Source organism: Haloarcula sp. H-hyl6, assembly GCF_056934455.1.
The window spans coordinates 1,219,452-1,240,536 of the sequence record NZ_JBRIIK010000001.1 but is presented as its reverse complement, the minus strand read 5'-3'; the positions used below and the strand labels follow the sequence as shown (position 1 = coordinate 1,240,536).

Sequence of the window (21,085 nt, the reverse complement as noted above, 5' to 3'; positions counted from 1 at the left end):
CGGACTCCCGGAGAAAAAAGTCTACGAAATTTTCCCTCACAAATTCGAAGTTTTGGGGAACATTTATCATGCGGGACAGATACACAGGGAGTAATGGCGAGTCTCGAACTGAAATCGCTTCGCAAGGAGTTCGACGGCGGGTCTATCGTCGCAGTCGACGACCTGAACCTCGAAATCGAGGACGGGGAGTTCGTGACGGTGGTCGGGCCGTCTGGCTGTGGGAAGTCGACGACGCTGCGGATGATTGCCGGACTGGAGCGACCGACGAGCGGTCGCATCCACGTCGACGGCGCGGACATCACCGACGTCCACGCCCGCCACCGCGACGTGGCCATGGTGTTCCAGAACTACGCGCTGTACCCGCACAAGACCATCCAGCAGAACATGGCCTTCGGCCTCCGGATGAGCACCGACATGTCCGCCGAAGAGCGCGAACAGCGAGTGTACGACGCCGCCGAGATGATGGGCATCGAGGACTTGCTGGACGACACCCCCGGCGAACTCTCCGGCGGGCAGAAACAGCGCGTGGCGCTGGGCCGCGCCATCGTCCGGGAACCGGACGTGTTCCTCTTCGACGAACCGCTCAGCAATCTGGACGCGAAGCTCCGGACGACGATGCGGACCGAGATTCAGCGCCTGCAGGAGGAACTGGGCATCACGTCGGTGTACGTCACCCACGACCAAGAGGAGGCGATGACGATGGGCGACCGCATCGTCATCCTCAACGACGGGAAACTCCAGCAGACGGGCAAACCGACCGACGTGTACCAGAACCCGACCAACCAGTTCGTCGCCGGGTTCGTCGGGTCGCCGTCGATGAACTTCCTCGACGTCGAGGCCGACCCCTTCGACGGCGGCGTCCGCCTGACCGGGTCCGACGGACGCTTCTCCTACGACCTGACCGCCGAACGGGCCGGTGCCTTCGGCGACATCGCCGGTGGCTCGTACGTCCTCGGCATCCGCCCCGAACACGTCTCCGTCAGCGAGGCGGCAGGCAACGACGCCATCCCGGCGACGGTGGACGTCGTCGAACCCATCGGCAGCGACAACTACCTGTATCTGGACCTCGGCACGGAGTCCCGTAGCTTCGACACCGAGGACGCCCCCGACTTCATCGCCCGCGTCCCCGCCGACATCGAACCCGAAGTCGGCGACGTGGTCCAACTCGCCTTCGAGGAGTCGTCGGTCCACCTGTTCGACGTCGAAACCGGCGAGGCCGTCACGGCCCCCGACGCCGAGGCCGTCACGCCGACCCAGTAACGACGTCCGGCCCCCGCTCTCTTTTCGCCTGCCGGTGCTCGCGTTCGTGTCTTCGAGTCGCTACGCTCTCGTTCTTGTCCCGGGTTCCCCGCGGTCACCGCGTCGCACAGCGGGGCCCCTCACTCGGTTCGAGCCCTCGCCTCCCCCGCTCCCGCCCGCAGTTCGTCGGCCTCGCCGAGGTGGGCGATGGTCGCCAGTCGGAGCGCGTGCGGCCACCCGAGCGGCGTCGCCGAGTCGGGCGTCCCGTCGTCGAACAGTTGCTCGGGGAGGTAGCCGCCCTGTCGGGCGAGGGACCCGCCGGGGAGAATCTCGCCGAGGAGGTCACGCGAGCGACGGAAGGCGTCGGCCGCCCGGGCGTCCCCGCGGCTTTCGAGGAGACTGCCGAGTTCGGCGGCGGCGTTGGCGCCCCACGCCGTCGAGACGGTCCACACCTTCTCGGCGTCCTGTCCGTGCTGTCGCCAGTCGTCGCCCTCGAAGCGGACGAGGCCGCGGACGGCCTCCGTCTCGCGTTCGAGGCCGTCGAGCGTGGCCTTGACGTGGGCGACGAGTCGGCCCAGCGTCCTCTCGTCGAGGGTCGCCACCTCGGCGTACTCGCGCATCGCCGCGGGGAGGGCCAGCGACCCGGAGTCGAGTCGTTCGTCAAGTACCCCATCCCGCTCCCGGAGGGCGTAGTGCTCGCCGGTCCACAGGCGGTCCAGTCCCTCGGCCACGGCGTCGGCCTGCGCCCGCGCGTGGTCGCGGAGGGCCGTCGCCACCGGGGCCCGAGCGATGGCCGCGTAGGCGTGGAGGAAGGTGGCGGCGGTGTGGACGAACCGCCCCTGCATGTTCTCCCACGCGTTCTGGCAGGCGATGGGGAGGCCGTCGTCCTCTAGCGTGTCGTCTAAGCTCTCGACGGCCCGTTCGATGGCCGCCTCGATGCGCTCGGGGTCCTCGGGGTCGCCCCGCCGGAGGTACGTGGCGAGGAAGCCAGCGACGCTCCCGCTCTGGTCGGCCTGATAGTCCGTGTCCGCGCCGCTCTCGATGCGGGCGTTGGCCCACCCCGGCGCCAGCGTCTCGTCGCCGGGCCACACGCGGTGGGGCCAACTCCCGTCGTCGAGTTGGGTTCGGCAGTAGAACTCTGCCGAGCGCTGGTGCCAGTGGGTCAGGTCGACGTCAAGCGCCTCGCTCCCGTCGAGCAGGAACCGGGAGATTTCGGCGTCGTCGCGGAACCACGTGTAGCCGTATCCGCCGGAGGTGACGTAGAAGGGGTCGAAGTCCGGGCCGGCGATGCGGGCCCCGTTCTCTGCCGACAGCATGGAGACGACTCGCAGGTCGTCGACGACCGCCTCGCGGCGGGCGACCGTCTCCGGCACGCCCCACTCCCGCCGTTCCGCACTCGCCTCGTCCAGCGCGTCCGCGTCGTCGTACTCAGACGCGGTTCGCGCGAGCGTCGAGAGAGCCTCGCTCCGGTCGGTCTCCCCGGCCTCGGCGAGCAACGTGACGAGGGTGACGCTGCCCTCCTCGAAGGGCGCGGTCAGCAGGCTAGCGCCGGTCATCACCTCGTCCTCGTAGCGCTCCCCGTCGGTCGTGCGGGGGAACTCCACGGGCGCGTCGTCGACGAGTTCGTCGAACCGCTCCGGAATCTGGCCGTGAACCGCGGAGAGGGCCGTCGAGACGCCGACGTAGTCGTGTTCGCGCCGGTGGTACGCCTCGACGGCGCGGTCGTGGACCAGCAGACTCGTCTGGCCCTCGCGGCCGTCCGGGGCGAACCGCACGTACGCGCGCAAATCGAGGTCGGATGGGGCGTCGCCGCCGAGTTCGAACCGCGTGACGTGTGCGCGACCGAGCGTCAGGTCCCGCTGGACGACCCGCCACGCGCCGTTGTCGTGGACCGTCTCGACCACGCCCGTCTCGCCGCGATACCGTTGGGCGGCGGCCGCGTCGAACCAGTCGTCGCCGACCCCGAAGCGAGAGGCGTCGATGCCGGAGAGACCGCCGAGCGGATAGGAGTAGTCCCGCAGGGACCCGTCTTCCTCGACGTGGACGAGTCGGTCGTCCTGCCCGGCGAAGAGACCTGTCGTAGAGCGAAGTTCACCCGGAAACTTCCGGTCGTCGTCCCGGTGACGTTTGTAATCGTTCAACGAAGTCCGGAGCGTCATTGTCACTACGCTACACGCCATCGACCATAAATTGTGGTGTAATTATTTTTCGCACTTACAGGGCGTCACGGCGGAGCGCTCAGACCCGCTCGTAGTCGATGGTGGTGGCGACGTCCGGGAGGTCGCCGGTCGCGGCGACGACGGTGACGCGGGCGTCCGGGTCGGTGGCGACGGTCACGTCGACGTCTCCGCCCGAGACGTTGACCGTCTCCCTCCGGGTCTTCACGACGACGTCGTCGCCGTCGCTGTGGCCGGTGACGCGGGCCGCCTCTCCGTCACGCTCGATACTCACGTCGAGGTCCGGTCCGTCTGCTGGCGCGGACCCGCCGTACCGCTCTCGGACGACGGCGGGAGTCTCGACGGGTTCGCCCGCGTCGATGCTCCACGCGAGGCGGACGAACTGGGCGTTGGTCCACGACAGCGGCGTCGCACTCGACGTGCCCGACCCGAACTCCCAGTCGAAGTCGTTCTCGCCCGGTTCGTCCCACACCTGTTCGGGGAGCATCCGACCCTCGTTGGCGAAGGACGCGAGCGTCTCGAGCAGGTCCTCGGGGTCGAACGTCGGGTCGTCCAACAGGAGTTCGTACTCGCCGCGCTCGCCGGTGAAGAAGGGCCACAGACGCCCCTTCCCGGTTTCGTCGGGTGCCCACGGCGCGCCGGGTTGGACGCGCTTCTCGCCGTAGCCGTCGCCGGTGTATCGGTACCACGCCGGGCCGTGGGGCGTCTCGACCATGATGTCGTCGTCGTACTCGACGACGGTGTTTCGGACCATCTCGTCGTCGGCGGGCAGGACGCCCAGACGGACGAGTTCGAGGAAGCCGCCGTCCAAGACGTTCCGCTCGTCCAGCATCCCGCCGCCGTTGTTGTGGGTGCGGAGTTCGCCGTCGTCGGGGTTGCCTTCGTCGGTGATACGCACGTAGTACGGCGTGTTCGCGTGCTTCGGCGTCCCCGTCGTCGTCGCGTGCCAGTCTTCGAGTCGGTCGACCCAGTGGTCGGCCACGCCGAGGTAGGCGACGGCGTCGGCGGGGTCGTCGGTGTCGAGTGCGAGGTCGGCGGCACAGACGAGGCCGGCTATCTCGGCGGCCGTCGTCGAGGGGGAGTAGCCGCTCTCCTCCTCCCAGCGCTCCTGCTGGGTGTGCGGGCCGGTGGCGACCACGTAGTCGCTCGACAGGCGGACGTTCTCGTAGTCGTAGTCCGCCTCCTCGAAGTCGTAGCCGTGGCGTTCCTTCAGTTGCTGGGCCATCACCTGCGGGAAGGCTATCTCGTCCATCTGCTCGCCGCCCCAGCGGGTGCGCCCGTCGAGAAACGTGTTCTGGGGGAAGAAGCCGTCCTCGTCCTGCTGGTACGCGTAGAGGTACTCGGTGGCGTCGATGGCACTCTCGACGTCGCCCATCGCCTCGAAGGCGGTGTACGCCTGATAGAGGTCCCGCGGCCAGACGTAGTTGTACCCGTAGTCGATGGGGTCGTTGGCGTCGACGGCGTCGCCCCACGGGACCGACGGGGAGGCGATGCCAGCACCGGGGAACTGCTTCGAGTCGGCGGCCTTCATCACCATCACGGCCGTCTTGTACTGGGCCAGCAAATCGTGGTCGCCGGCGACGCTGTCGGGCACCGCCACCTCGTCGAGGTAGCGCTCCCACGAGTCGACGTAGGCGGCGCGGACGTCCTCGACGGCGTCGTCGAGGGCCGACTCGGCGGCCGCCAGTGCGGCCTCGTCGTCGCTCCCCTCGGCGAACCCGAGGGCCAGCGTGGTGTCGTGACTCGACAGGGTCCCGGCGAGGACGACGTTGCCACGGGCCTCGTCGTGTCGCGCGTCGGTCGAACCGGTCTCCAGTAGCGCCGTCTCCACGTCGCCCTCGCGGACGTCGGCGGTGGTCCAGTCGAACCCGTCGGCGCTCGACAGCGCCAGTCCCACGTCTATCGGGTCGCCGTTCTCGTCGCGGAACGCCGGGTCCGCGTCGGCGGGTCGGTCGTGGGCCGCGAGGAGGGCGTCGTCGCGGGCGCGGGCCACGTCGTGGTCTGCGTGTGCGGACAGCGCCGGGTCGACGACGACGTGACAGTCGTACCTCTCGCCCTCGAAGTCGACATCGAGGAGGAGGACGTCCTCGTCCGGATGGGCGACGTGTTCGACGGTCAGCGTCCAGTCGTGGTCGTCGGTCGGACGAGCGGTCTGGCGAAAGAGGAGGGCGTCCTCGCTGACGGCCTCCGCGGAGCGGTCGACGGTGGTCGGCAGGTCCCGTCGCTCGCGGAACGTCCGAGCGGCGTACCCCTCGCCGTCGGTGACCAGAAAGTCGAGTTCGCGGACGTTCATCACGTCGACGCGGGGGAACCGGACTTCGGTGACCGCGCCTGCCGTCAGGGTGTACCAGACCCGGGAGGGGTCGGCGTCGGCGTGGTCACAGACGGTCCCGAACCCGTACTTCTCGCCGACGGTCCACGTGGCGTCGGCCGCGTCAGTCGGTGGCTCGCGGTGTGTCATACGGGACCCTGTACGACCAGTACCTTAATGCTTTCTCAATACGTAATGAATTATTACAACCATCGTCTCGTCCGGCGGCAGCGACCGACCGGTACCGAAACGAAATTACATACCACACCGGAGATGATGAATTAGCATGGACGATTCGACGCTCGCGGACAGACTCACGCAACTGGGGCTCTCGGAGAAGGAGGTGGACACGTATCTCTCGATTCTGCGGAGCGGCGAGGCGAAGGCCAGCGAAATCGCGGACGACACCGGCGTCTCGAAGCGGTACGTCTACAGTATCAGCGAATCGCTGGAGAAACGGGGATTCGTGGAGGTCAACGACCACGTCGTCCCGACCACGATACGCGCTCGCCCGCCCTCGGAGGTCATCGAGTCGCTCTCGGACCAGTTAGAGGAGATGGGGTCCGCCCTGGACGACCGCTACTCGAACACGGAACGGGACATCCAGCAGTTCGACGTCATCAAGTCCCGGGTCACGGTGGTCAAGCGGCTGACCGAGTACCTCTCGAACGCCGAGGACGAGGTCATGCTGTCGGTTCCGGAGCAGTATCTCTCGGAGGTTTCGGACGAACTGGAAGCCGCCGTCGACCGGGGGGTGATGGTCCTGCTGATAGTCAGTTCGACCAGCGACATCGACCCGGACTCAATCGCCGGCTGCGCCTCGGTCGTGCGGGCACACGAACCGGACATGCCGATTATCCTTACTATCGACGGCACGTTCGGCGTCGTCGTCCCCGCGGAGATGATAATCCGGTCGAACTCCGACCAGCGGGCTATCGCGTTCGGACAGCAACAGGTCGTGCCGATAATCTCCGGGTCGTTCCTCGGTAACTACTGGCCGATGGCCGAGGAGTGTTACGTCGCCGACCCACGGCCGCTCCCGGCGACGTACGCCAACTTCAGAGCCGCCGTGCTCCAAGCGACGCTCCGACTGCGCGAGGACTCGGCGGTCGCTATCGAGGCGTCGGTCCAGCCGGTTCAGGCGGCCGACCAGCGGGAGCGGGTCACGGGCACCGTCGTCGACACCCGCCAAGGGCTCGTCGAACCGAAGACGAACTCGTACCCCATCGAACACACACTCGTCGTCGACACCGGCGAAGAGACGGTGACTATCGGCGGTCCCGGTTCGTTCCTCGAAGACTACGAGACGACCGAAGTCACGCTCTCGGAACCCTAACGACGACTGGGGTCCGGCCAGCGATAGACGACGTACGTCTCGCTCTCCGTCGCGGGGTCGGGGTCCCAGACCAGACGGAGCGTCGCCTCGCTCAGGTCGAGGTGTTCTCCGGCCGCCGTGTCGACTTCGGCGAAGTGACCCGCGTGAATCGAGAGTTCGACGCCCGACGTGATGCTGGTCGGTGCCTGCGTCCCGAGGGGGTCCCCCGTCAGGGTCGCGTCGATGCCGGTGGAGTCGCGTGCCCCGCTGACGACGAGCGAGAGTTTCGCACGGTCGAGCGTGTCGCCGCTCTCGAAACTCAGGTTCAGGTACTCGCCGTTGCCGGTCGTCCGCTCGCTGTAGTCGGCCACGATGGCCGTCTGCGGGGCCTGTACGGGTTGCCCGTCGGCCAGACCGAGCAGATAGACGCCGACCGTCGCCGACAGGACCACGACGATAGCGACGACGAGGACGACGCCGACGACCGGGCTTACGCCTCGCGCTGTGTCCCCACCCATACGTACCTCCTCTCTCGGTTCGACAGAAAAGCGCTCGCTCGGCCTCACCGCTCGATACCGTCCGACAGGGGCACTCGAACGTGGCTTCAGACCGCCGCGAACAGGTCTTCGGGGGCGTCGCCGGGCAGTTCGTCCCGGTCGTGGGCAGCCTCGAAGTCGGGGTCTGGCCCCATCGGCACGATGCGCTTCGGACTGACGTCGGGGTGGGTGGTGTAGTAGTGTTCCTTGATGTGGGCCATGTTCACCGTCTCGGCCACACCGGGCGTCTGGTAGAGGTCACGGAGGTACGGCCAGAGGTTGTCGTACTCCCGGACGAACTGGTGGTTGCACATGAAGTGGGTGTGGTACACCTCGTCGAAGCGCACCAGCGTCGTGAACATGCAGATGTCCGCCTCGGTCAGGCGGTCACCCGCGAGATACCGCTGGTCGGCCAGCACGTCGTCCCAGTAGTCCAGCGCGTCGAACAGCTCCGCGACGGCGTCGTCGTAGGCCTCCTGCGTGTCCGCGAACCCGGCCCGGTAGACGCCGTTGTTGATCGGCTCGTAGATGTCGTCGATGACGCGGTCTATCTCGTCCTGATACCCCTCGGGGTAGAGGTCGACGTCGTTCTCGGCCACGTCGTCGAACGCCGTGTCGAGCATCCGGAGAATCTCTTTCGACTCGTTGTTGACGATGGTCTCCTCCCGTTTGTCCCACAGCACCGGCACCGTCACGCGACAGGTGGCGTCCGGGTCGGCTTTCACGTACAGGTCCCGGAGGTAGTCCGACCCGTACAGCGAGTCCTCGGTACACCCCTCCTTCTCCGGCGTGAACTGCCAGCCGTCGTCGTCGCGGTAGGGGTCGACGACGTCGACGCCGATGGCGTCGTCGAGCCCCTTCAGTTTGCGCACGAGCAGCGTCCGGTGGGCCCACGGACAGGCGAGCGAGACGTAGAGGTGGTAGCGACCGGCTTCCGGCTGGAAGCGGGCGTCAGGGTCGTCCTCGACCCAGTTCCGGAAGGTCGTGTCCTGCCGGTCGAACTCCCCGTCCTCGTTCGTGCTCTCGTAGGCGTCGGTCCGCCACTCCCCGTCGACGAGCATGTTCATCGTGCCCGCCGGTTGGCGCTCGACCGGAATAAACACCCCAGCGAGGTAACATCCGTGTCACCGCTGTCGCGCCGTCAGGGCCGCTACGTGGTGTGTGAGGCCGACGCACTCCCTCGCCCGCCCTTCGAAGCCCTTATTGGGGCGCTCGGCCACGTATCCGCCAAGAGTACCTATGTCGGACAAACCTGCCTCGATGTACCGGGACATCGACAAGCCGTCGTACACCCGGCGCGAGTACATCACGGGCATCCCCGGTTCGAAGATTGCACAGCACGAGATGGGTCGCAAGCAGGCCGAGAAAGAGGACTACCCCGTCCAGATTAGCCTCATCGTCGAAGAGTCCGTCCAGCTGCGTCACGGGTCGCTGGAGGCCTCCCGCCTGTCGGCCAACCGCCACCTCATCAAGCAACTCGGCGAGGACGGCGACTACCGCATGACGCTGCGGAAGTTCCCCCACCAGGTCCTGCGCGAGAACAAGCAGGCGACCGGTGCCGGGGCCGACCGTGTCTCAGACGGGATGCGACAGGCCTTCGGCAAAATCGTGGGCACCGCCGCCCGCGTGCAGGCCGGCGAACAGCTCTTCACCGCCTACTGCAACGTCGAGGACGCCGAACACGTCAAAGAGGCGTTCCGCCGCGCCTACAACAAGATTACCCCCTCCTGCCGCATCAAAGTCGAGCGCGGCGAGGAACTGCTCATCGCGTAATCCGCGCGACGAACGCGTTCGACGAGTCGCCGCCCTCGGCGACTATCGCTTCACCGCAGAGCGGGTGCGCTGGCGCGCCGTCGCCACCGACACTCGACGGCGGCCGACTCCGACGCCACCGCCGAAATCGTATTGAGTCAACATGTCGTACCTAGAGACATGGCACTCAGACTGCTACTGCTCGTGGTCGGACTCCTCGAACTGGCCGCGCCCCGACAGATGGTCGACTTCTGGATGAACCTCGCCGCGGAGGACGGCGACGTCGAACTCAAACCGTGGGTGTACTCCGTCGCGCGTGCAGAGGGCGCAATCATCGTGCTGTGGGTCCTGCTCAAGGGCCGCGGGCGCGCCGATGCCGAGGAGTGAGACGACGCGTTTTCGAACTATGCGGTGGACCGGGTCGTCACTCCGCCGTCGACCGGCGGGCCGTCGCGATACGGAGCGAATAGGCGATACACAGGAGGCCGACCAGTTGGACGACCCGGACGACCAGTCGGACGACTGCCTGATACTGGATGGAGACGACGCGGAACGCGACGAGTCCCTGTCCGGCCAGCGCGAGCGCGTACGCGAGGCCGAACAGCAGTATCATCCCGATTGAAAGGAACCGCATCGACCGGTCGTCGTTCCGCCGGAGGCCGCGGTAGGCGTGGTAGCCGATGTAGAGGCCGACGACGGCCGACCCGGTGGCGGCGACGCCGGCGAGGAGGGCGACGGGTGAGGCGAACGGTGGCATCTCAGAAGTTCCCCCACAGGCGGGTCAACTGGTCGGCCACGTCCTCGCCGCGTCGGTCGACGGTCCACTCCATGTCGCCGTCGTCCAGCGTGAGTTCGAACCGCTCGAGCGTCGCGACGTAGACGGTGTCGTGGTGGCCGTCGGCCCGCGGACGGGTCCGCTCTGCGAGCAGGTCGAGGTCGGTCAGTCGCTCGACCCGGCGGTAGACGGTCGAGACCGACACGTCACACCGCTCGCTCAACTCGGTGGCGGACCGCGGTTCGACGCTCGTCGCGACGAGGATACGTCTGACGTGTTCGTCGTCGAGCACCTCGATGAGCGAAGACAGGTCGGACTCCTCGGACACACTCTCGTCTATCATCCTGCGGTCATAGCTGTTTGTCTCGGTTCGTGCGGTCGCGGGGCCGGTACGGCCGGCCGGCGGGTGCGTTCTGTACATCGTCCAGTCAACGGGGTAGCTCGTAGCGGTACAGGGTCGCAACGCCACGCTCGCCGGGCGAGAGCAGGAGCGACACGGCAGTCGCGGTCGGGCGCTCGCTCAGGTCGACCGTGGTCGTATCGCCGGGCCCGACGCGCCGGGCCCCGCTCCAGACGGGGACGTACTCGATTTCGTGCCGGTTCGGTTCGTCCGTGAAGTCGAGGTGGAGCCACGACCCGGGGACCGGGTCGCCGGCCTCGTGGCGGAGGGTGAGCGTCTCCGTCTCGGGGTCGTACGAGCCGCCCCACGTGACCTGTGGCGGGTCCGATGCGGGTGTCGCATCGACCGGACCACGGAAGGATGCGCGGGCGGCCACCGTCGCCAGCGAGCCGTCGACGAGTACCTCGGTGCCCTCGCGAGCCTCGGTGAGCCGGTAGCTGTCGCGAAACGCCGATTCGAGGGCGTCCTGCGTGGGCGTCCGCCCCTCGGCGAACGACATCGTCAGCACCTGATACGCCGCGTCGTCGCCGAGGCGGAACGCGTCCGCGCCGAACTCCGAGTAGTCACGAGGGTCCATGCTGTACGGCCCGGCGACCAGTTGCCGGGTCGCCCCGGCGGCCTCGCTGACCGACGCGAACGCCGCGTCGGCCTCGTGGTAGCGCTCCCGGTCGCCGAGGCCCGTGTCGACGAGCAGTTCGAGGTCGGGGTGGTCGTCGAGACGCGCGGTCGTCCAGACGACGACGCCGTCGCCCACGGCGGCCCGTCGCCGGGTGTCCGCTCGCTCGTACAGGGCGAACCCGCGGTAGGTTCCGGCCGCGCGGTAGCCGCTGTCGGCCAGCGTCGTCGTCACCGTGTGGCGGTCGAACTCGCCTTCGAGGACGGTCCCGAGGTCGCAGGACACCACTCGGTCGAAGTTCGCGTACCCGACGCCGAAGTAGTCCAGGTCCCGCTTGGCGAACGCACGGCGGGCCCGGAATTTCTGCGGCGCGCGAGGCACGTACGGCCCGGGTTCGACGTAGGCGAAGGGGTAGCCCCCGTCGTATCGACCGTCGAAGGCGGCGGGCGTCGGGAGCCAGCGACGGTAGACGGGGTCAGCGGACGGGGGGACGTCGAGGCGGCCGTAGCTCAGCGACCCGCCGAGTGGCGGGAGGCTGGAGAGGCAACCAGCGGTACTGGCCGCCGCACCGGCCGCGACGGCGCCGAACCCGCGCCGGAGGAACCCGCGGCGGGACTGTTCGGTGGAGGGGTCGTCGGAGACCATCGTCGTGTCCGAGCGTACCGGGTCCGAAATAAAGAGTGGGTGGGTCGTTCGCGCACTCCTGCGGACCGGCCTCGGGATTTTTATACGAGGCCGTTCGCCGCCGGGAGCAAACACACCTATGTAGCGACCGACCCAAGCACCGACGATGCTGGACCTCGCCGTCACGACCCGGGCCGAGACGTTCGAGCGGATGGCCGACCCGCTCGCGGCCCGCGACATCGCCGTCGGCTACGTCGACGCCAGCGAACGGGCGGTACCGCTTGCGGAGAACCCGTTCGACGACTACGACGTGGGGTTCGTTTACCCCTCGCGACTCATGGAGGGTGGCGTCGCCGACGCGATGCTGGACGTGCCGTGGGTCAACGACCGCGAGGCGATTCTGCGCTCCCGGAACAAGGCCGACGTGCTCGCTCGACTCGGCCGCGCCGACGTGTCGGTCCCCGAGACGGTGCTGGTGTCGAACCCCGCAGACGAGGCCGACCTCGTCGCGGCCTTCGAGCGAATCGGCCCGCCGGTGGTCGTCAAGCCCAACTCGACCACGCGCGGAGTGGGCGTGACGACGGTGCACGACCTCGACTCGTTTCTGGGCGTCGCGGACTACCTCGATTTGGTCCACGACTACCGCGCGACCGGCGACCGCTCGTTTCTGGTGCAGGAGTTCCTCCCCGACGCGCGGGACTACCGGGCGATGATCGTCGACGGGCAGTACGTCGGTGCCGTCGAGCGCCGTCTCCCGACGACGGCCCGCGAGCGGGGCCGCTGGAAGCACAACGTCCACCGCGGGGCCGACGCCGAGGGCGTCGACTTACCAGCGGAGTTGCGCACGCTCGCCGAACGGACGGCCGAGGTACTCGACGTACAGTACCTCGGGGTCGACTTGCTCGTGACCGACGACCGGGCCGTGGTCAACGAGACGAACGCCCGACCGACCATCGACAGCGCGACGAAGTACGAGGACGGCTTCTGGGACGATTTGGCGGGGTTGATTCGGCGGACTGCGCTGGACCGGCCGCGAACGGAGTGAGCGGGCGGCTTTTTCGCCCACGTTTTTCGTCCTCGGGTCCGCTTCGCGCACCACTCGGCGAAAAACGTGGTCTCGGGGCGATTTGGCGGGGTCGATTCGGCGAACTGCGCTGGACTGGTAGCGTGGCTGTCCGGTCGAGAGCGCAGCAACGCGAGGGGGAGGAGACGAAGGCGGGACGACCTTACAGTTCGATGTCCGCGGAGTCTTCCTCTCGGTCGAAGGTGACCTCGAGGATGCCGTTGTTGTAGGTGGCCGACGCGGAGTGCTCGTCGACCTTGCTCGGGAGGGTGAGTCGCTCGTGGTACTCTCGCTGGTGGCTACCGGCGTCGATGGTGAGGACGCTGCCGTCGCACTTGAGGTCGATAGCGTCCTTCTCGACGCCGGGGATGTCGGCGACCACGCGGACCTCGTCGTCAGTTTCGTGCACGTCGACGTGCAGGTCGCCGCCGTCGGTCGCGCCGTCGCGGTCGATGTGGACGTCCCCTTCGGCGCCCATCATGTCGTTCATCATGCGCTCGATTTCCCGGAAGAACTCGTCGAAGGGGTCGTCGTTGTCGTCCCGTCTCATCAGTAAGAAGCGGTACGTCGCTCTGTCTGAAAAGCCTTCTGACGGTCTCACTCTTTGCTTCGACCCCTCGTCTCGCACGCACCACTCGGATGCGTGTGTGAACTGTGACCACAGAATCGATACGGAATAAACATAAACAATCACGCCCCAGACAACTCCGAAAACACTTTACTCCGTAGCGCAGGTTTACTAGGCGGTATGAGCGACCCAGTTCGTGTTGGCCTCAACGGCTTCGGCCGCATCGGCCGCAACGTATTCCGCGCTTCGCTGGAGAACGACGACGTCGAAATCGTCGGCGTCAACGACGTGATGGACGACAGCGAGATAGACTACTTCGCCCAGTACGACACCGTGATGGGCAACCTCGAGGGTGCAAGCGTCGACGACGGCGTGCTGACCGTCGACGGCACCGACTTCGAGGCCGGCGTCTTCCACGAGACGGACCCGACGGAACTCCCGTGGGACGACCTCGACGTCGACGTCGCCTTCGAAGCGACCGGCATCTTCCGCACTAAGGAGGACGCCAGCCAACACCTCGCGGCGGGCGCCGACAAGGTGCTCATCTCCGCACCGCCGAAGGGCGACGAACCGGTCAAGCAAATCGTCTACGGCGTCAACGAGGACGAGTACGACGGCGAGGACGTCGTCTCGAACGCCTCCTGTACGACCAACTCCATCACCCCCGTCGCGAAGGTGCTCGACGAGGAGTTCGGCATCAACGCCGGCCAGTTGACGACGGTCCACGCGTACACCGGTTCGCAGAACCTGATGGACGGCCCCAACAGCAAGCCGCGCCGTCGCCGCGCCGCCGCCGAGAACATCATCCCCACCTCGACCGGCGCCGCACAGGCCGCCACCGAGGTCCTGCCCGAACTGGAGGGCAAACTGGACGGGATGGCCATCCGCGTCCCGGTCCCGAACGGCTCCATCACGGAGTTCGTCGTCGACCTCGACGACGACGTCACCGAGAGCGACGTCAACGCCGCCTTCGAGGAGGCCGCCGCCGGCGAACTCGAAGGCGTGCTGGGCGTCACGAGCGAGGACGTCGTCTCCTCCGACATCCTCGGGGACCCCTACTCCACGCAGGTCGACCTCCAGTCGACGAACGTCGTCGAAGGGATGACGAAGATTCTGACGTGGTACGACAACGAGTACGGCTTCTCGAACCGGATGCTGGACGTCGCTCAGTACATCACCGAGCAGTAACCGTCGGTCTCCGCCCGCAGCGTTTCTTTCGCGCGTCGCCCGTCGACCGACTGGTCTCGCCGCCGGTTCACGGCCGTCTCGCGCGCGCTGGAGGCCCGGACCGCCGACGCAGACCGCCCGACTCGGAAACGCCTATACACGGGGCCGGCGTTGTCCCGCGTGATGACCTTCCAGACGCTCGACGACATCGAGGACGGCCAGCGCGTCCTCGTCCGACTCGACCTCAACTCGCCCGTAGAGGACGGCGAGGTACAGGACAACCGCCGGTTCGACCGCCACGCAGAGACCATCCGGGAACTGGTCGACCGGGACTTCGAAATCGCGGTCATGGCCCATCAGGGCCGCCCCGGCCGGGACGACTTCGTCTCGCTCGAACAGCACGCAGACATCCTCGCGGACCACATCGACAGCGACGTCGAGTTCGTCGCGGACACCTTCGGTCCCGACGCCATCCACGAGATAGCGGGGCTGGAGGCCGGCGACGTCCTCGTCCTTGAGAACACCCGGATGTGTGACGAGGAACTCCCCGAGGAGGACCCAGAGGTCAAGTCCCAGACGGAGTTCGTCCAGACGCTGAAAGGTGAGTTCGACGCGTACGTCAACGACGCCTACTCGGCGGCCCACCGCTCGCACGCCTCGCTCGTGGGCTTCCCGCTGGTGATGGACGCCTACGCCGGCCGCGTCATGGAGACGGAGTACGAGGCCAACACCGCCATCGCCGAGAAGGAGTTCGAGGGCAACGTCACGATGGTCGTCGGCGGCACGAAAGCGACAGACGTCATCGACGTGATGACCCACCTGGACGAGAAGGTCGACGACTTCCTGCTGGGCGGCATCGCCGGCGAACTGTTCCTGCGCGCGGCGGGCTACCCGGTCGGCTACGACATCGACGACGCCAACCTCTACGACGAGCAGTGGGAGACAAACAGCGACAAAATCGAGTCGATGCTCGAGGACCACCGCGACCAGATTACGCTCGCGGTCGACCTCGCGTACGAGGACGAGGACGGCTCTCGGGCCGAACAGAGCGTCGACGACATCGAGGAGAAGACCGTCTCCTACCTCGACGTGGGCAGCGAGACGGTCATGGAGTACTCACCGGTCATCCGCGACTCGGAGGCCGTCTTCGTGAAGGGCGCGCTCGGGATGTTCGAGGACGAGCGCTTCTCCGTGGGGACGGCGGGCGTCCTCGAGGCCATCGCGGACACCGACTGCTTCTCAGTCGTCGGCGGCGGGGACACCTCTCGGGCCATCGAGATGTACGGGATGTCTGAGGAGGAGTTCGGCCACGTCTCCATCGCGGGCGGGGCCTACATCCGGGCGCTGACCGGCGCAGAACTGGTGGGTGTCGAAGTACTCCAGCGCTAGCGTTTCGTCATGGCGTGACGGCGCCCGCGCCCCTCTTCGGGGTCGTAGACCGCCGCCGGCCGCTTCTCGCGGGAGCGCGTTCGCGCGTGTCGGGCCGTCCAATCTCCGTCGTCGCGCTTTCGGGGAGCCATCGCAGGCATACGACCTGCTACGAGCGAGGCGACTAAATTCCTTGCGATTGATTATGTAAAAATACAACTCGCCTGCGAGTAAGTGTCTCGTCTCCGGCGGCCGGCCGCTCCGCGAGTCGAAGTGTTTTCGACGCCGGCGTCCCTCCGTCCGGTATGTTCACCGGCATCGTGGAGGCGACGGGGGAGGTACGGGCAGTCGTGGACGACGAGGGCGGCCGCCGTGTGCGCATCGGTGCGCCCTTCTCCGGCCTCGACCACGGCCAGTCGATAAGCGTGAGTGGGGCCTGTCTGACCGTCGAGGAGTACGCCGACGGCGAGTGGTTCGAGGTGTTCCTCGCCCGCGAGACGCTGGCCCGGACGTACTTCGACGGCCTCGCCGAGGGCGACGCGGTCAACCTCGAACGGGCGATGCCGGCCGACGGCCGGTTCGACGGTCACATCGTGCAGGGACACGTCGACGCCACCGCCGAAATCACGGATATCGAGCGAGAGGGGGACGGTCCCGCGAGCGACGCGAGTGGGGCCTCGTCGTCCGAGGGGAGCGAGTACGACGGTGACTGGACGTTCACGTTCTCGCTCCCGGAGAGCCAGCGTGACTACCTCGTGGAGAAGGGCTCCATCACCGTCGACGGCATCAGCCTGACCGTCGCCGACCGGCGCGCGGAGTCCTTCGACGTGGCCATCATCCCGACGACGTACGCGGAGACGACCCTCTCGGAGAAGTCCGTCGGCGACCCCGTGCATCTGGAAGTCGACGTGGTCGCGAAGTACGTCGAACAGCTCTGTTAGGGGTCGAACTCGGTCTGCTCGGGGGTACGAGGGGCGTCTGCCGGCGGACTGTTGGCCGCTCGGTAGGCCTGTCGATAGGCGTCGAGTTTCCGCAACAGGAGCAGGCCGAAGACGCCGTCGTACACCAACACGAACGCGAAGAACGCCACTAGCTGGTCGACGCCGAACACTAGCGAGAGGACGCCGGTCGCCACGCCCGACAGCGAGTTGTAGGTAGCGTGGATGACCGTGGCGATGAGCAATCCCTTCAGGACGATGGGGCCGGCGTCGTCGGGGTTGAACTTCGCCAGTCCGAGGTAGTACCCGGCGAACGCGGAGTAGATGACGTGGCCCGGACCGGCCAGCGCCCGCACCGCCGCGATGTCGCTGCCCGCGTCGAACGCCGCCAGCGTTCCGGTGACCACGTCCGTGTTCTGGACGATGTACAGCGCGTTCTCGATGGTGGCGAAGCCGAGTCCCGCCGCCGCACCGTACACCGCGCCGTCGATGACCGCGTCGAACCGGTCGTCACGGAAGGCGTACAGCCGAACCGCGAGCAGTTTCACGCTCTCCTCGACGGGGCCGACGACGAGAAAGAAGAAAAAGAGCGTCCCGGCCGGTTGGAACAGACCGAATCCGGACCCGATGGCCTGTACCGGCCCGCCGAGGACGACGTTCAGCAACCCGGCGAACCCGGCGAACAGCACCCCCAGCAGGAACGTCCCGACCAGTAGCGTCAGCGGTTCGGCGGTGGTCACGTCGGCGTACCAGATGTAGGCCGCGAGCAACAGCGCCGGCACTGCCGAGAGGGCGGCGAGGCCGGCGAACAGGGGTTGGACGCCCAGCGCGCCCAGACTGCCGAAGGCGACCTGTAACACCAGTATGGCGACGGCGGCGAGGATGACCAGTCCGCGAAGCGCCCACAGGCCGGCATGATAGAGCCAGTGTGCGAACCGGTCCAACCGTGAGCGGACCTCCCAGTCGGCTATCTCGTAGAGGTCCGCCGACCGGTCGGCGTTCGACGCTACCGGGTCTCGCCGTCGTTTTCCCATGCTCTCTCTCTGGGTAGCGCGCCACCTAACGGTTTGGCTCCCGGTCCCGCGTCGGCCGTCGCTCCTCGACGGCATCGGCGGCAGACGCCGACAATTCTCCGCGGAGACGAGAGGGTTTTGACGGTGCCCCGCCTACCGCCCTGCATATGAGTCTACGGGCAGGCGTCCTCGCCGTGCAGGGCGACGTCTCCGAGCACGCGGCGGCCATCGAGCGTGCGGCGGCGGCCCACGGCGAGACGGCGGAGGTCGTCGAGATACGGGAGTCGGGGTTGGTCCCCGACTGCGACGTCCTCCTGATGCCCGGCGGGGAGTCGACGACCATCTCTCGACTCGTCCGCCGGGAGGGTATCGACAGCGAAATCACGGCCCACGTCGAGGCCGGGAAACCGGTGCTGGCGACGTGTGCGGGCCTCATCGTCGCCGCCAGCGACGCCCACGACGACCGGGTGGACACGCTGAACGTGCTGGACGTGACCGTCGAGCGCAACGCCTTCGGCCGGCAGAAGGACAGTTTCGAGGCACCGCTGGACGTGGACGGGCTAGAATCGCCGTTCCCAGCGGTGTTCATCCGCGCGCCGGTCATCGACTACGTCGGCGACGGCGTCGAGGTACTGGCCTCGTGGGACGACCGCCCCGTCGCGGTGCGCGACGGTCCCGTCGTCGGCACCTCGTTCCACCCCGAACTGACCGAGGACCCTCGCATCCACGACCTCGCCTTCTTCGACACCGTGGAGTCGTAGGGGTTCGACGGCCTGAAGGCGCGCCCGGACGTCTCCCGGCGTATGGACGACGCCGACGACGTCATCGACGACCTGTTCGCGGTCATCGAGGACCGCAAGGAGAACCTCCCAGAGGGCTCCTACACCACGTCGCTGTTCACCCACGAGAAGGGTGAGAACGCCGTGTTGGAGAAACTGGGCGAGGAGACGACCGAACTGATTCTGGCCGCGAAAGACGACGACCGCGAGGAACTGGCCCACGAGTCTGCCGACATCGTCTACCACCTGCTGGTGCTGTTGGCGATGAAGGACATGGACGTGGCCGACTTGCGGGCCGAACTGGGGAAGCGGCGGTAGCGAGGCGCTGAGTGCAGCGAGGGGCCTCGAAGCGGAACGGGGAACGAAGTGACCCGTGGAGCAAGAGCGAGCGCCCGAACGAATTGAGAGGGCTCGAAAAACGACGCGGTGACCGCAGGGAACCGCGGAACAAGAGCGAGGCGCTGAGCGACGACACGTTCCCCACACTGGCAGGTAGATAATTTAAGTTCGTTCCGCCCTCGTTTCTCCCCATGTGCGCCGAACCGGCCACCATCGAGGTACTCTACGTCGACGACGACGCGGAGACTCTCGACGTCGTGGCGACGGCGCTCGAAGACGTAGACGAGGGGTTCGAGGTGGCCACGGCGACGGGTGCGGCCGAGGCGCTCGCACGGTTCCGGGACGAGGCGTTCGACTGCATCGTCAGCGAGTACGCCATGGCAGACGTGGACGGACTCGCCTTCCTGCAGGCGGTCCGGGCCGAGGACCCGGAGTTCCCGTTCGTCATCGCCACGGCCCGGGGGAGCGAGTCGGTCGCTAGCGAGGCCATCGCGGCCGGCGTCACCGACTACATGCGACGGGACGGGTCCGACGAACAGTATCGACTCCTCGCCCGGCGGGTGCGGAACGCGGCCGAGTACGCGCGAGCGAAACAGCAAGCGTGCGTGGAGCAGACGAGTATCGAGGCGCTCCTCGACGCCGCACCCGACGCGATTCTCGTCACAGTCGAGGGGACAGTCGCCTACGCCAACCGGAACGCCGCCGACCTGTTCGGAAGTGGGGGAACGGCCACGCTCGTCGGGCGACCGGCCACCGACCTCGTCGACGTCGGGGACGAGACGTTCCGGCCGGCGGGGCGGGCCAACGCCGCGGCACGCACGCGAGAGGCGACGGTCCGGCCGACGACCGGGGCCCCCGTCTCGGTCACGGCGACGTTCTCCGACATCACGTGGGACGGAGACGACGCCGTCGTCACCATCTTCCGCAGGGCCACCGAGCGCGACTCCCGCGAACAGCGTCTCGAAGCGCTCCACGAGGCCACGCGGAAGTTGATGGGCGGGGAGCGGTCCGAGACGGTGGCCGGAATCGGCGTCGCGGCGGCCTCGGAGATTCTCGGCCTCGACGCGAACGCCGTCCACCTCGTCGACGAGGACGGGGCCCTCGTCCCCGTCGCCGCGACGGCCGAGTTGCGCGAACTCGTCGGCGACCTACCCACGTTCACCGGGGCCGAGAGTATCGCGTGGCGGGCGTTCGAGCGCGACGAGGTGACTGCTATCGGCAACGTTCGGGACGACCCGGACGTGTACAACAGCGACACGCCCATTCAGAGCGAACTGTACCTCCCGCTCGGTGACCACGGGGTCCTCATCGCCGCCTCGACGGTTCCCGGCGTGTTCGACGACGCCGACGTCGCTCTCGGGCGGGTCCTCGCGGCGAACATGGAGGCGGCCCTCGACGCCGTCGCGCGCGACGAGGAGTTGCGGGAACGCGAACGGACGCTGGCGGCTCAGAACGACCGACTCGAACAGTTCGCCAGCATGGTGAGCCACGACCTGCGGAACCCGCTGAACGTCGCGTCCGGCCGACTGACGCTGGCCCGCGAGGAGTGCGACAGCGGCCACTTCGACGCCATCGAGCGCTCGCTGGACCGGATGGAGGCGCTCATCGAAGACCTCCTGTTGCTCGCCCGGACCGGCGAGGCCATCGGGGAACTCGAACCGGTGGTGCTCGGGTCGGTGGTCGAGGAGTGTTGGGCCACCGTCGAGACGGGCGGGGCGACGCTCGCCGTCGAGACGGACCGCACGATTCGCGCCGACCCGACCCGACTCAAACAGGTACTGGAGAACCTCTTTCGGAACGCCGTGGAGCACGGCGGCGAAGCCGTGACCGTCACGGTCGGCGACTGTCCCGGCGGGTTCTACGTCGCCGACGACGGGTGCGGGATTCCCGAGGACGACCGGGACTCGGTTTTCGAGAGCGGCTACTCCACGAAGTCAGACGGCACCGGGTTCGGCCTCGCCATCGTCCGACAGATTGTCGAGGCTCACGGCTGGGACGTGCGGGTCACCGAGAGCGACGACGGCGGCGCTCGATTCGAGGTCACCGGCGTCGACGTCGGCGACGACTGAGAGCGACGGACTCCCCGACCGGGCGCGTCCTCTCGC

The 21,085-nt window shown here is 67.5% G+C and carries 21 protein-coding genes; 11 read left to right on the top strand and 10 right to left on the bottom strand.

The window, feature by feature from the left end; all coding sequences use genetic code 11:
- Positions 1 to 93 precede the first annotated feature (93 nt).
- Positions 94 to 1,260, top strand: coding sequence for an ABC transporter ATP-binding protein (locus Hhyl6_RS06510; protein WP_483738405.1), 1,167 nt, complete (start codon positions 94 to 96; stop codon positions 1,258 to 1,260).
- A 119-nt stretch (positions 1,261 to 1,379) separates the two neighbouring features.
- Here the strand turns inward: Hhyl6_RS06510 and Hhyl6_RS06505 are convergent, their stop codons facing one another.
- Positions 1,380 to 3,398, bottom strand: coding sequence for a DUF7997 domain-containing protein (locus tag Hhyl6_RS06505; RefSeq protein WP_483738404.1), 2,019 nt, complete (start codon positions 3,396 to 3,398; stop codon positions 1,380 to 1,382).
- 79 nt (positions 3,399 to 3,477) lie between these two features.
- Positions 3,478 to 5,877: a glycoside hydrolase family 15 protein gene (locus tag Hhyl6_RS06500; protein ID WP_483738403.1), complete on the bottom strand. Its 2,400-nt coding sequence runs from the start codon at positions 5,875 to 5,877 to the stop codon at positions 3,478 to 3,480.
- A 136-nt stretch (positions 5,878 to 6,013) separates the two neighbouring features.
- On the opposite strand from Hhyl6_RS06500, the gene Hhyl6_RS06495 reads away from it, so the two are divergent.
- Complete coding sequence (locus tag Hhyl6_RS06495; RefSeq protein WP_483738402.1) at positions 6,014 to 7,063, top strand: TrmB family transcriptional regulator; 1,050 nt, start codon at positions 6,014 to 6,016, stop codon at positions 7,061 to 7,063.
- Here the strand turns inward: Hhyl6_RS06495 and Hhyl6_RS06490 are convergent.
- Both Hhyl6_RS06490 and Hhyl6_RS06485 read right to left on the bottom strand, forming a co-directional pair.
- A complete protein-coding gene (locus Hhyl6_RS06490) occupies positions 7,060 to 7,560 on the bottom strand; it encodes a type IV pilin domain-containing protein (RefSeq protein WP_483738401.1) in 501 nt (166 codons plus the stop codon). The two genes, Hhyl6_RS06495 and Hhyl6_RS06490, sit on opposite strands and share 4 nt — an antisense overlap.
- An 86-nt stretch (positions 7,561 to 7,646) precedes the next feature.
- Positions 7,647 to 8,645 (bottom strand): glutathione S-transferase family protein, encoded by a 999-nt coding sequence (locus Hhyl6_RS06485; protein WP_483738400.1) that lies wholly within the window; start codon positions 8,643 to 8,645, stop codon positions 7,647 to 7,649.
- Between the two features lie 172 nt (positions 8,646 to 8,817).
- Here Hhyl6_RS06485 and Hhyl6_RS06480 point away from each other — a divergent pair, with 172 nt between their 5' ends.
- Positions 8,818 to 9,351: a 50S ribosomal protein L16 gene (locus tag Hhyl6_RS06480; protein ID WP_483738399.1), complete on the top strand. Its 534-nt coding sequence runs from the start codon at positions 8,818 to 8,820 to the stop codon at positions 9,349 to 9,351.
- Positions 9,352 to 9,510: 159 nt separating this feature from the next.
- Entirely contained in the window at positions 9,511 to 9,717 is a 207-nt protein-coding gene (locus Hhyl6_RS06475) for a hypothetical protein (protein WP_483738398.1), read from the top strand.
- Between the two features lie 37 nt (positions 9,718 to 9,754).
- Here Hhyl6_RS06475 and Hhyl6_RS06470 read toward each other — a convergent pair whose 3' ends face one another.
- The 3 genes from Hhyl6_RS06470 to Hhyl6_RS06460 form a co-directional block, all read right to left on the bottom strand.
- Positions 9,755 to 10,087, bottom strand: a complete 333-nt coding sequence (locus tag Hhyl6_RS06470) for a DUF7521 family protein (protein ID WP_483738397.1) — start codon at positions 10,085 to 10,087, stop codon at positions 9,755 to 9,757.
- A 1-nt stretch (position 10,088) separates the two neighbouring features.
- Positions 10,089 to 10,448: an ArsR/SmtB family transcription factor gene (locus Hhyl6_RS06465; RefSeq protein ID WP_483738396.1), complete on the bottom strand. Its 360-nt coding sequence runs from the start codon at positions 10,446 to 10,448 to the stop codon at positions 10,089 to 10,091.
- Between the two features lie 85 nt (positions 10,449 to 10,533).
- Positions 10,534 to 11,766 carry a hypothetical protein gene (locus Hhyl6_RS06460; protein ID WP_483738395.1) on the bottom strand — a complete coding sequence of 411 codons (1,233 nt, stop codon included), beginning with the start codon at positions 11,764 to 11,766 and terminating at the stop codon, positions 10,534 to 10,536.
- A 145-nt stretch (positions 11,767 to 11,911) separates the two neighbouring features.
- Here Hhyl6_RS06460 and Hhyl6_RS06455 point away from each other — a divergent pair, with 145 nt between their 5' ends.
- Positions 11,912 to 12,790 (top strand): ATP-grasp domain-containing protein, encoded by an 879-nt coding sequence (locus tag Hhyl6_RS06455; protein ID WP_483738394.1) that lies wholly within the window; start codon positions 11,912 to 11,914, stop codon positions 12,788 to 12,790.
- A 181-nt stretch (positions 12,791 to 12,971) separates the two neighbouring features.
- Here the strand turns inward: Hhyl6_RS06455 and Hhyl6_RS06450 are convergent, their stop codons facing one another.
- Complete coding sequence (locus tag Hhyl6_RS06450) at positions 12,972 to 13,358, bottom strand: Hsp20/alpha crystallin family protein (RefSeq protein WP_483738393.1); 387 nt, start codon at positions 13,356 to 13,358, stop codon at positions 12,972 to 12,974.
- Positions 13,359 to 13,556: 198 nt separating this feature from the next.
- On the opposite strand from Hhyl6_RS06450, the gene gap reads away from it, so the two are divergent.
- Both gap and Hhyl6_RS06440 read left to right on the top strand, forming a co-directional pair.
- On the top strand, positions 13,557 to 14,564 hold the full coding sequence (gene gap / locus Hhyl6_RS06445; RefSeq protein WP_483738392.1) for a type I glyceraldehyde-3-phosphate dehydrogenase: 1,008 nt from the start codon (positions 13,557 to 13,559) through the stop codon (positions 14,562 to 14,564).
- 162 nt (positions 14,565 to 14,726) lie between these two features.
- On the top strand, positions 14,727 to 15,932 hold the full coding sequence (locus Hhyl6_RS06440) for a phosphoglycerate kinase (protein ID WP_483738391.1): 1,206 nt from the start codon (positions 14,727 to 14,729) through the stop codon (positions 15,930 to 15,932).
- Here Hhyl6_RS06440 and Hhyl6_RS06435 read toward each other — a convergent pair.
- The gene (locus Hhyl6_RS06435; protein WP_483738390.1) at positions 15,929 to 16,072 is read right to left on the bottom strand and encodes a hypothetical protein; all 144 of its coding nucleotides are present in this window, start codon (positions 16,070 to 16,072) and stop codon (positions 15,929 to 15,931) included. The two genes, Hhyl6_RS06440 and Hhyl6_RS06435, sit on opposite strands and share 4 nt — an antisense overlap.
- A gap of 144 nt (positions 16,073 to 16,216) precedes the next feature.
- Here Hhyl6_RS06435 and Hhyl6_RS06430 point away from each other — a divergent pair, with 144 nt between their 5' ends.
- Complete coding sequence (locus tag Hhyl6_RS06430) at positions 16,217 to 16,852, top strand: riboflavin synthase (protein ID WP_483738389.1); 636 nt, start codon at positions 16,217 to 16,219, stop codon at positions 16,850 to 16,852.
- Here the strand turns inward: Hhyl6_RS06430 and Hhyl6_RS06425 are convergent.
- Positions 16,849 to 17,883: a PrsW family intramembrane metalloprotease gene (locus tag Hhyl6_RS06425; protein WP_483738388.1), complete on the bottom strand. Its 1,035-nt coding sequence runs from the start codon at positions 17,881 to 17,883 to the stop codon at positions 16,849 to 16,851. The genes Hhyl6_RS06430 and Hhyl6_RS06425 overlap by 4 nt on opposite strands.
- 146 nt (positions 17,884 to 18,029) lie before the next feature.
- On the opposite strand from Hhyl6_RS06425, the gene pdxT reads away from it, so the two are divergent.
- The 3 genes from pdxT to Hhyl6_RS06410 all read left to right on the top strand — a co-directional run bounded on the left by pdxT (position 18,030) and on the right by Hhyl6_RS06410 (position 21,049).
- The gene (pdxT, locus tag Hhyl6_RS06420; RefSeq protein WP_483738387.1) at positions 18,030 to 18,623 is read left to right on the top strand and encodes a pyridoxal 5'-phosphate synthase glutaminase subunit PdxT; all 594 of its coding nucleotides are present in this window, start codon (positions 18,030 to 18,032) and stop codon (positions 18,621 to 18,623) included.
- 42 nt (positions 18,624 to 18,665) lie between these two features.
- Positions 18,666 to 18,959: a phosphoribosyl-ATP diphosphatase gene (gene hisE / locus Hhyl6_RS06415; RefSeq protein ID WP_483738386.1), complete on the top strand. Its 294-nt coding sequence runs from the start codon at positions 18,666 to 18,668 to the stop codon at positions 18,957 to 18,959.
- 212 nt (positions 18,960 to 19,171) lie between these two features.
- Positions 19,172 to 21,049: a PAS domain-containing sensor histidine kinase gene (locus Hhyl6_RS06410; RefSeq protein ID WP_483738385.1), complete on the top strand. Its 1,878-nt coding sequence runs from the start codon at positions 19,172 to 19,174 to the stop codon at positions 21,047 to 21,049.
- The last annotated feature ends 36 nt before the right edge of the window (positions 21,050 to 21,085 follow it).

What these genes read in the sequence shown, in the direction of transcription:
- Hhyl6_RS06510 (WP_483738405.1), top strand. Translation starts at nt 94, where the DNA reads ATGGCGAGTCTCGAACTGAAATCGCTTCGCAAGGAGTTCGACGGCGGG.
- Hhyl6_RS06505 (WP_483738404.1), bottom strand. Translation starts at nt 3,398, where the DNA reads ATGACGCTCCGGACTTCGTTGAACGATTACAAACGTCACCGGGACGAC.
- Hhyl6_RS06500 (WP_483738403.1), bottom strand. Translation starts at nt 5,877, where the DNA reads ATGACACACCGCGAGCCACCGACTGACGCGGCCGACGCCACGTGGACC.
- Hhyl6_RS06495 (WP_483738402.1), top strand. Translation starts at nt 6,014, where the DNA reads ATGGACGATTCGACGCTCGCGGACAGACTCACGCAACTGGGGCTCTCG.
- Hhyl6_RS06490 (WP_483738401.1), bottom strand. Translation starts at nt 7,560, where the DNA reads ATGGGTGGGGACACAGCGCGAGGCGTAAGCCCGGTCGTCGGCGTCGTC.
- Hhyl6_RS06485 (WP_483738400.1), bottom strand. Translation starts at nt 8,645, where the DNA reads ATGAACATGCTCGTCGACGGGGAGTGGCGGACCGACGCCTACGAGAGC.
- Hhyl6_RS06480 (WP_483738399.1), top strand. Translation starts at nt 8,818, where the DNA reads ATGTCGGACAAACCTGCCTCGATGTACCGGGACATCGACAAGCCGTCG.
- Hhyl6_RS06475 (WP_483738398.1), top strand. Translation starts at nt 9,511, where the DNA reads ATGGCACTCAGACTGCTACTGCTCGTGGTCGGACTCCTCGAACTGGCC.
- Hhyl6_RS06470 (WP_483738397.1), bottom strand. Translation starts at nt 10,087, where the DNA reads ATGCCACCGTTCGCCTCACCCGTCGCCCTCCTCGCCGGCGTCGCCGCC.
- Hhyl6_RS06465 (WP_483738396.1), bottom strand. Translation starts at nt 10,448, where the DNA reads ATGATAGACGAGAGTGTGTCCGAGGAGTCCGACCTGTCTTCGCTCATC.
- Hhyl6_RS06460 (WP_483738395.1), bottom strand. Translation starts at nt 11,766, where the DNA reads ATGGTCTCCGACGACCCCTCCACCGAACAGTCCCGCCGCGGGTTCCTC.
- Hhyl6_RS06455 (WP_483738394.1), top strand. Translation starts at nt 11,912, where the DNA reads ATGCTGGACCTCGCCGTCACGACCCGGGCCGAGACGTTCGAGCGGATG.
- Hhyl6_RS06450 (WP_483738393.1), bottom strand. Translation starts at nt 13,358, where the DNA reads ATGAGACGGGACGACAACGACGACCCCTTCGACGAGTTCTTCCGGGAA.
- gap (WP_483738392.1), top strand. Translation starts at nt 13,557, where the DNA reads ATGAGCGACCCAGTTCGTGTTGGCCTCAACGGCTTCGGCCGCATCGGC.
- Hhyl6_RS06440 (WP_483738391.1), top strand. Translation starts at nt 14,727, where the DNA reads ATGACCTTCCAGACGCTCGACGACATCGAGGACGGCCAGCGCGTCCTC.
- Hhyl6_RS06435 (WP_483738390.1), bottom strand. Translation starts at nt 16,072, where the DNA reads ATGCCTGCGATGGCTCCCCGAAAGCGCGACGACGGAGATTGGACGGCC.
- Hhyl6_RS06430 (WP_483738389.1), top strand. Translation starts at nt 16,217, where the DNA reads ATGTTCACCGGCATCGTGGAGGCGACGGGGGAGGTACGGGCAGTCGTG.
- Hhyl6_RS06425 (WP_483738388.1), bottom strand. Translation starts at nt 17,883, where the DNA reads ATGGGAAAACGACGGCGAGACCCGGTAGCGTCGAACGCCGACCGGTCG.
- pdxT (WP_483738387.1), top strand. Translation starts at nt 18,030, where the DNA reads ATGAGTCTACGGGCAGGCGTCCTCGCCGTGCAGGGCGACGTCTCCGAG.
- hisE (WP_483738386.1), top strand. Translation starts at nt 18,666, where the DNA reads ATGGACGACGCCGACGACGTCATCGACGACCTGTTCGCGGTCATCGAG.
- Hhyl6_RS06410 (WP_483738385.1), top strand. Translation starts at nt 19,172, where the DNA reads ATGTGCGCCGAACCGGCCACCATCGAGGTACTCTACGTCGACGACGAC.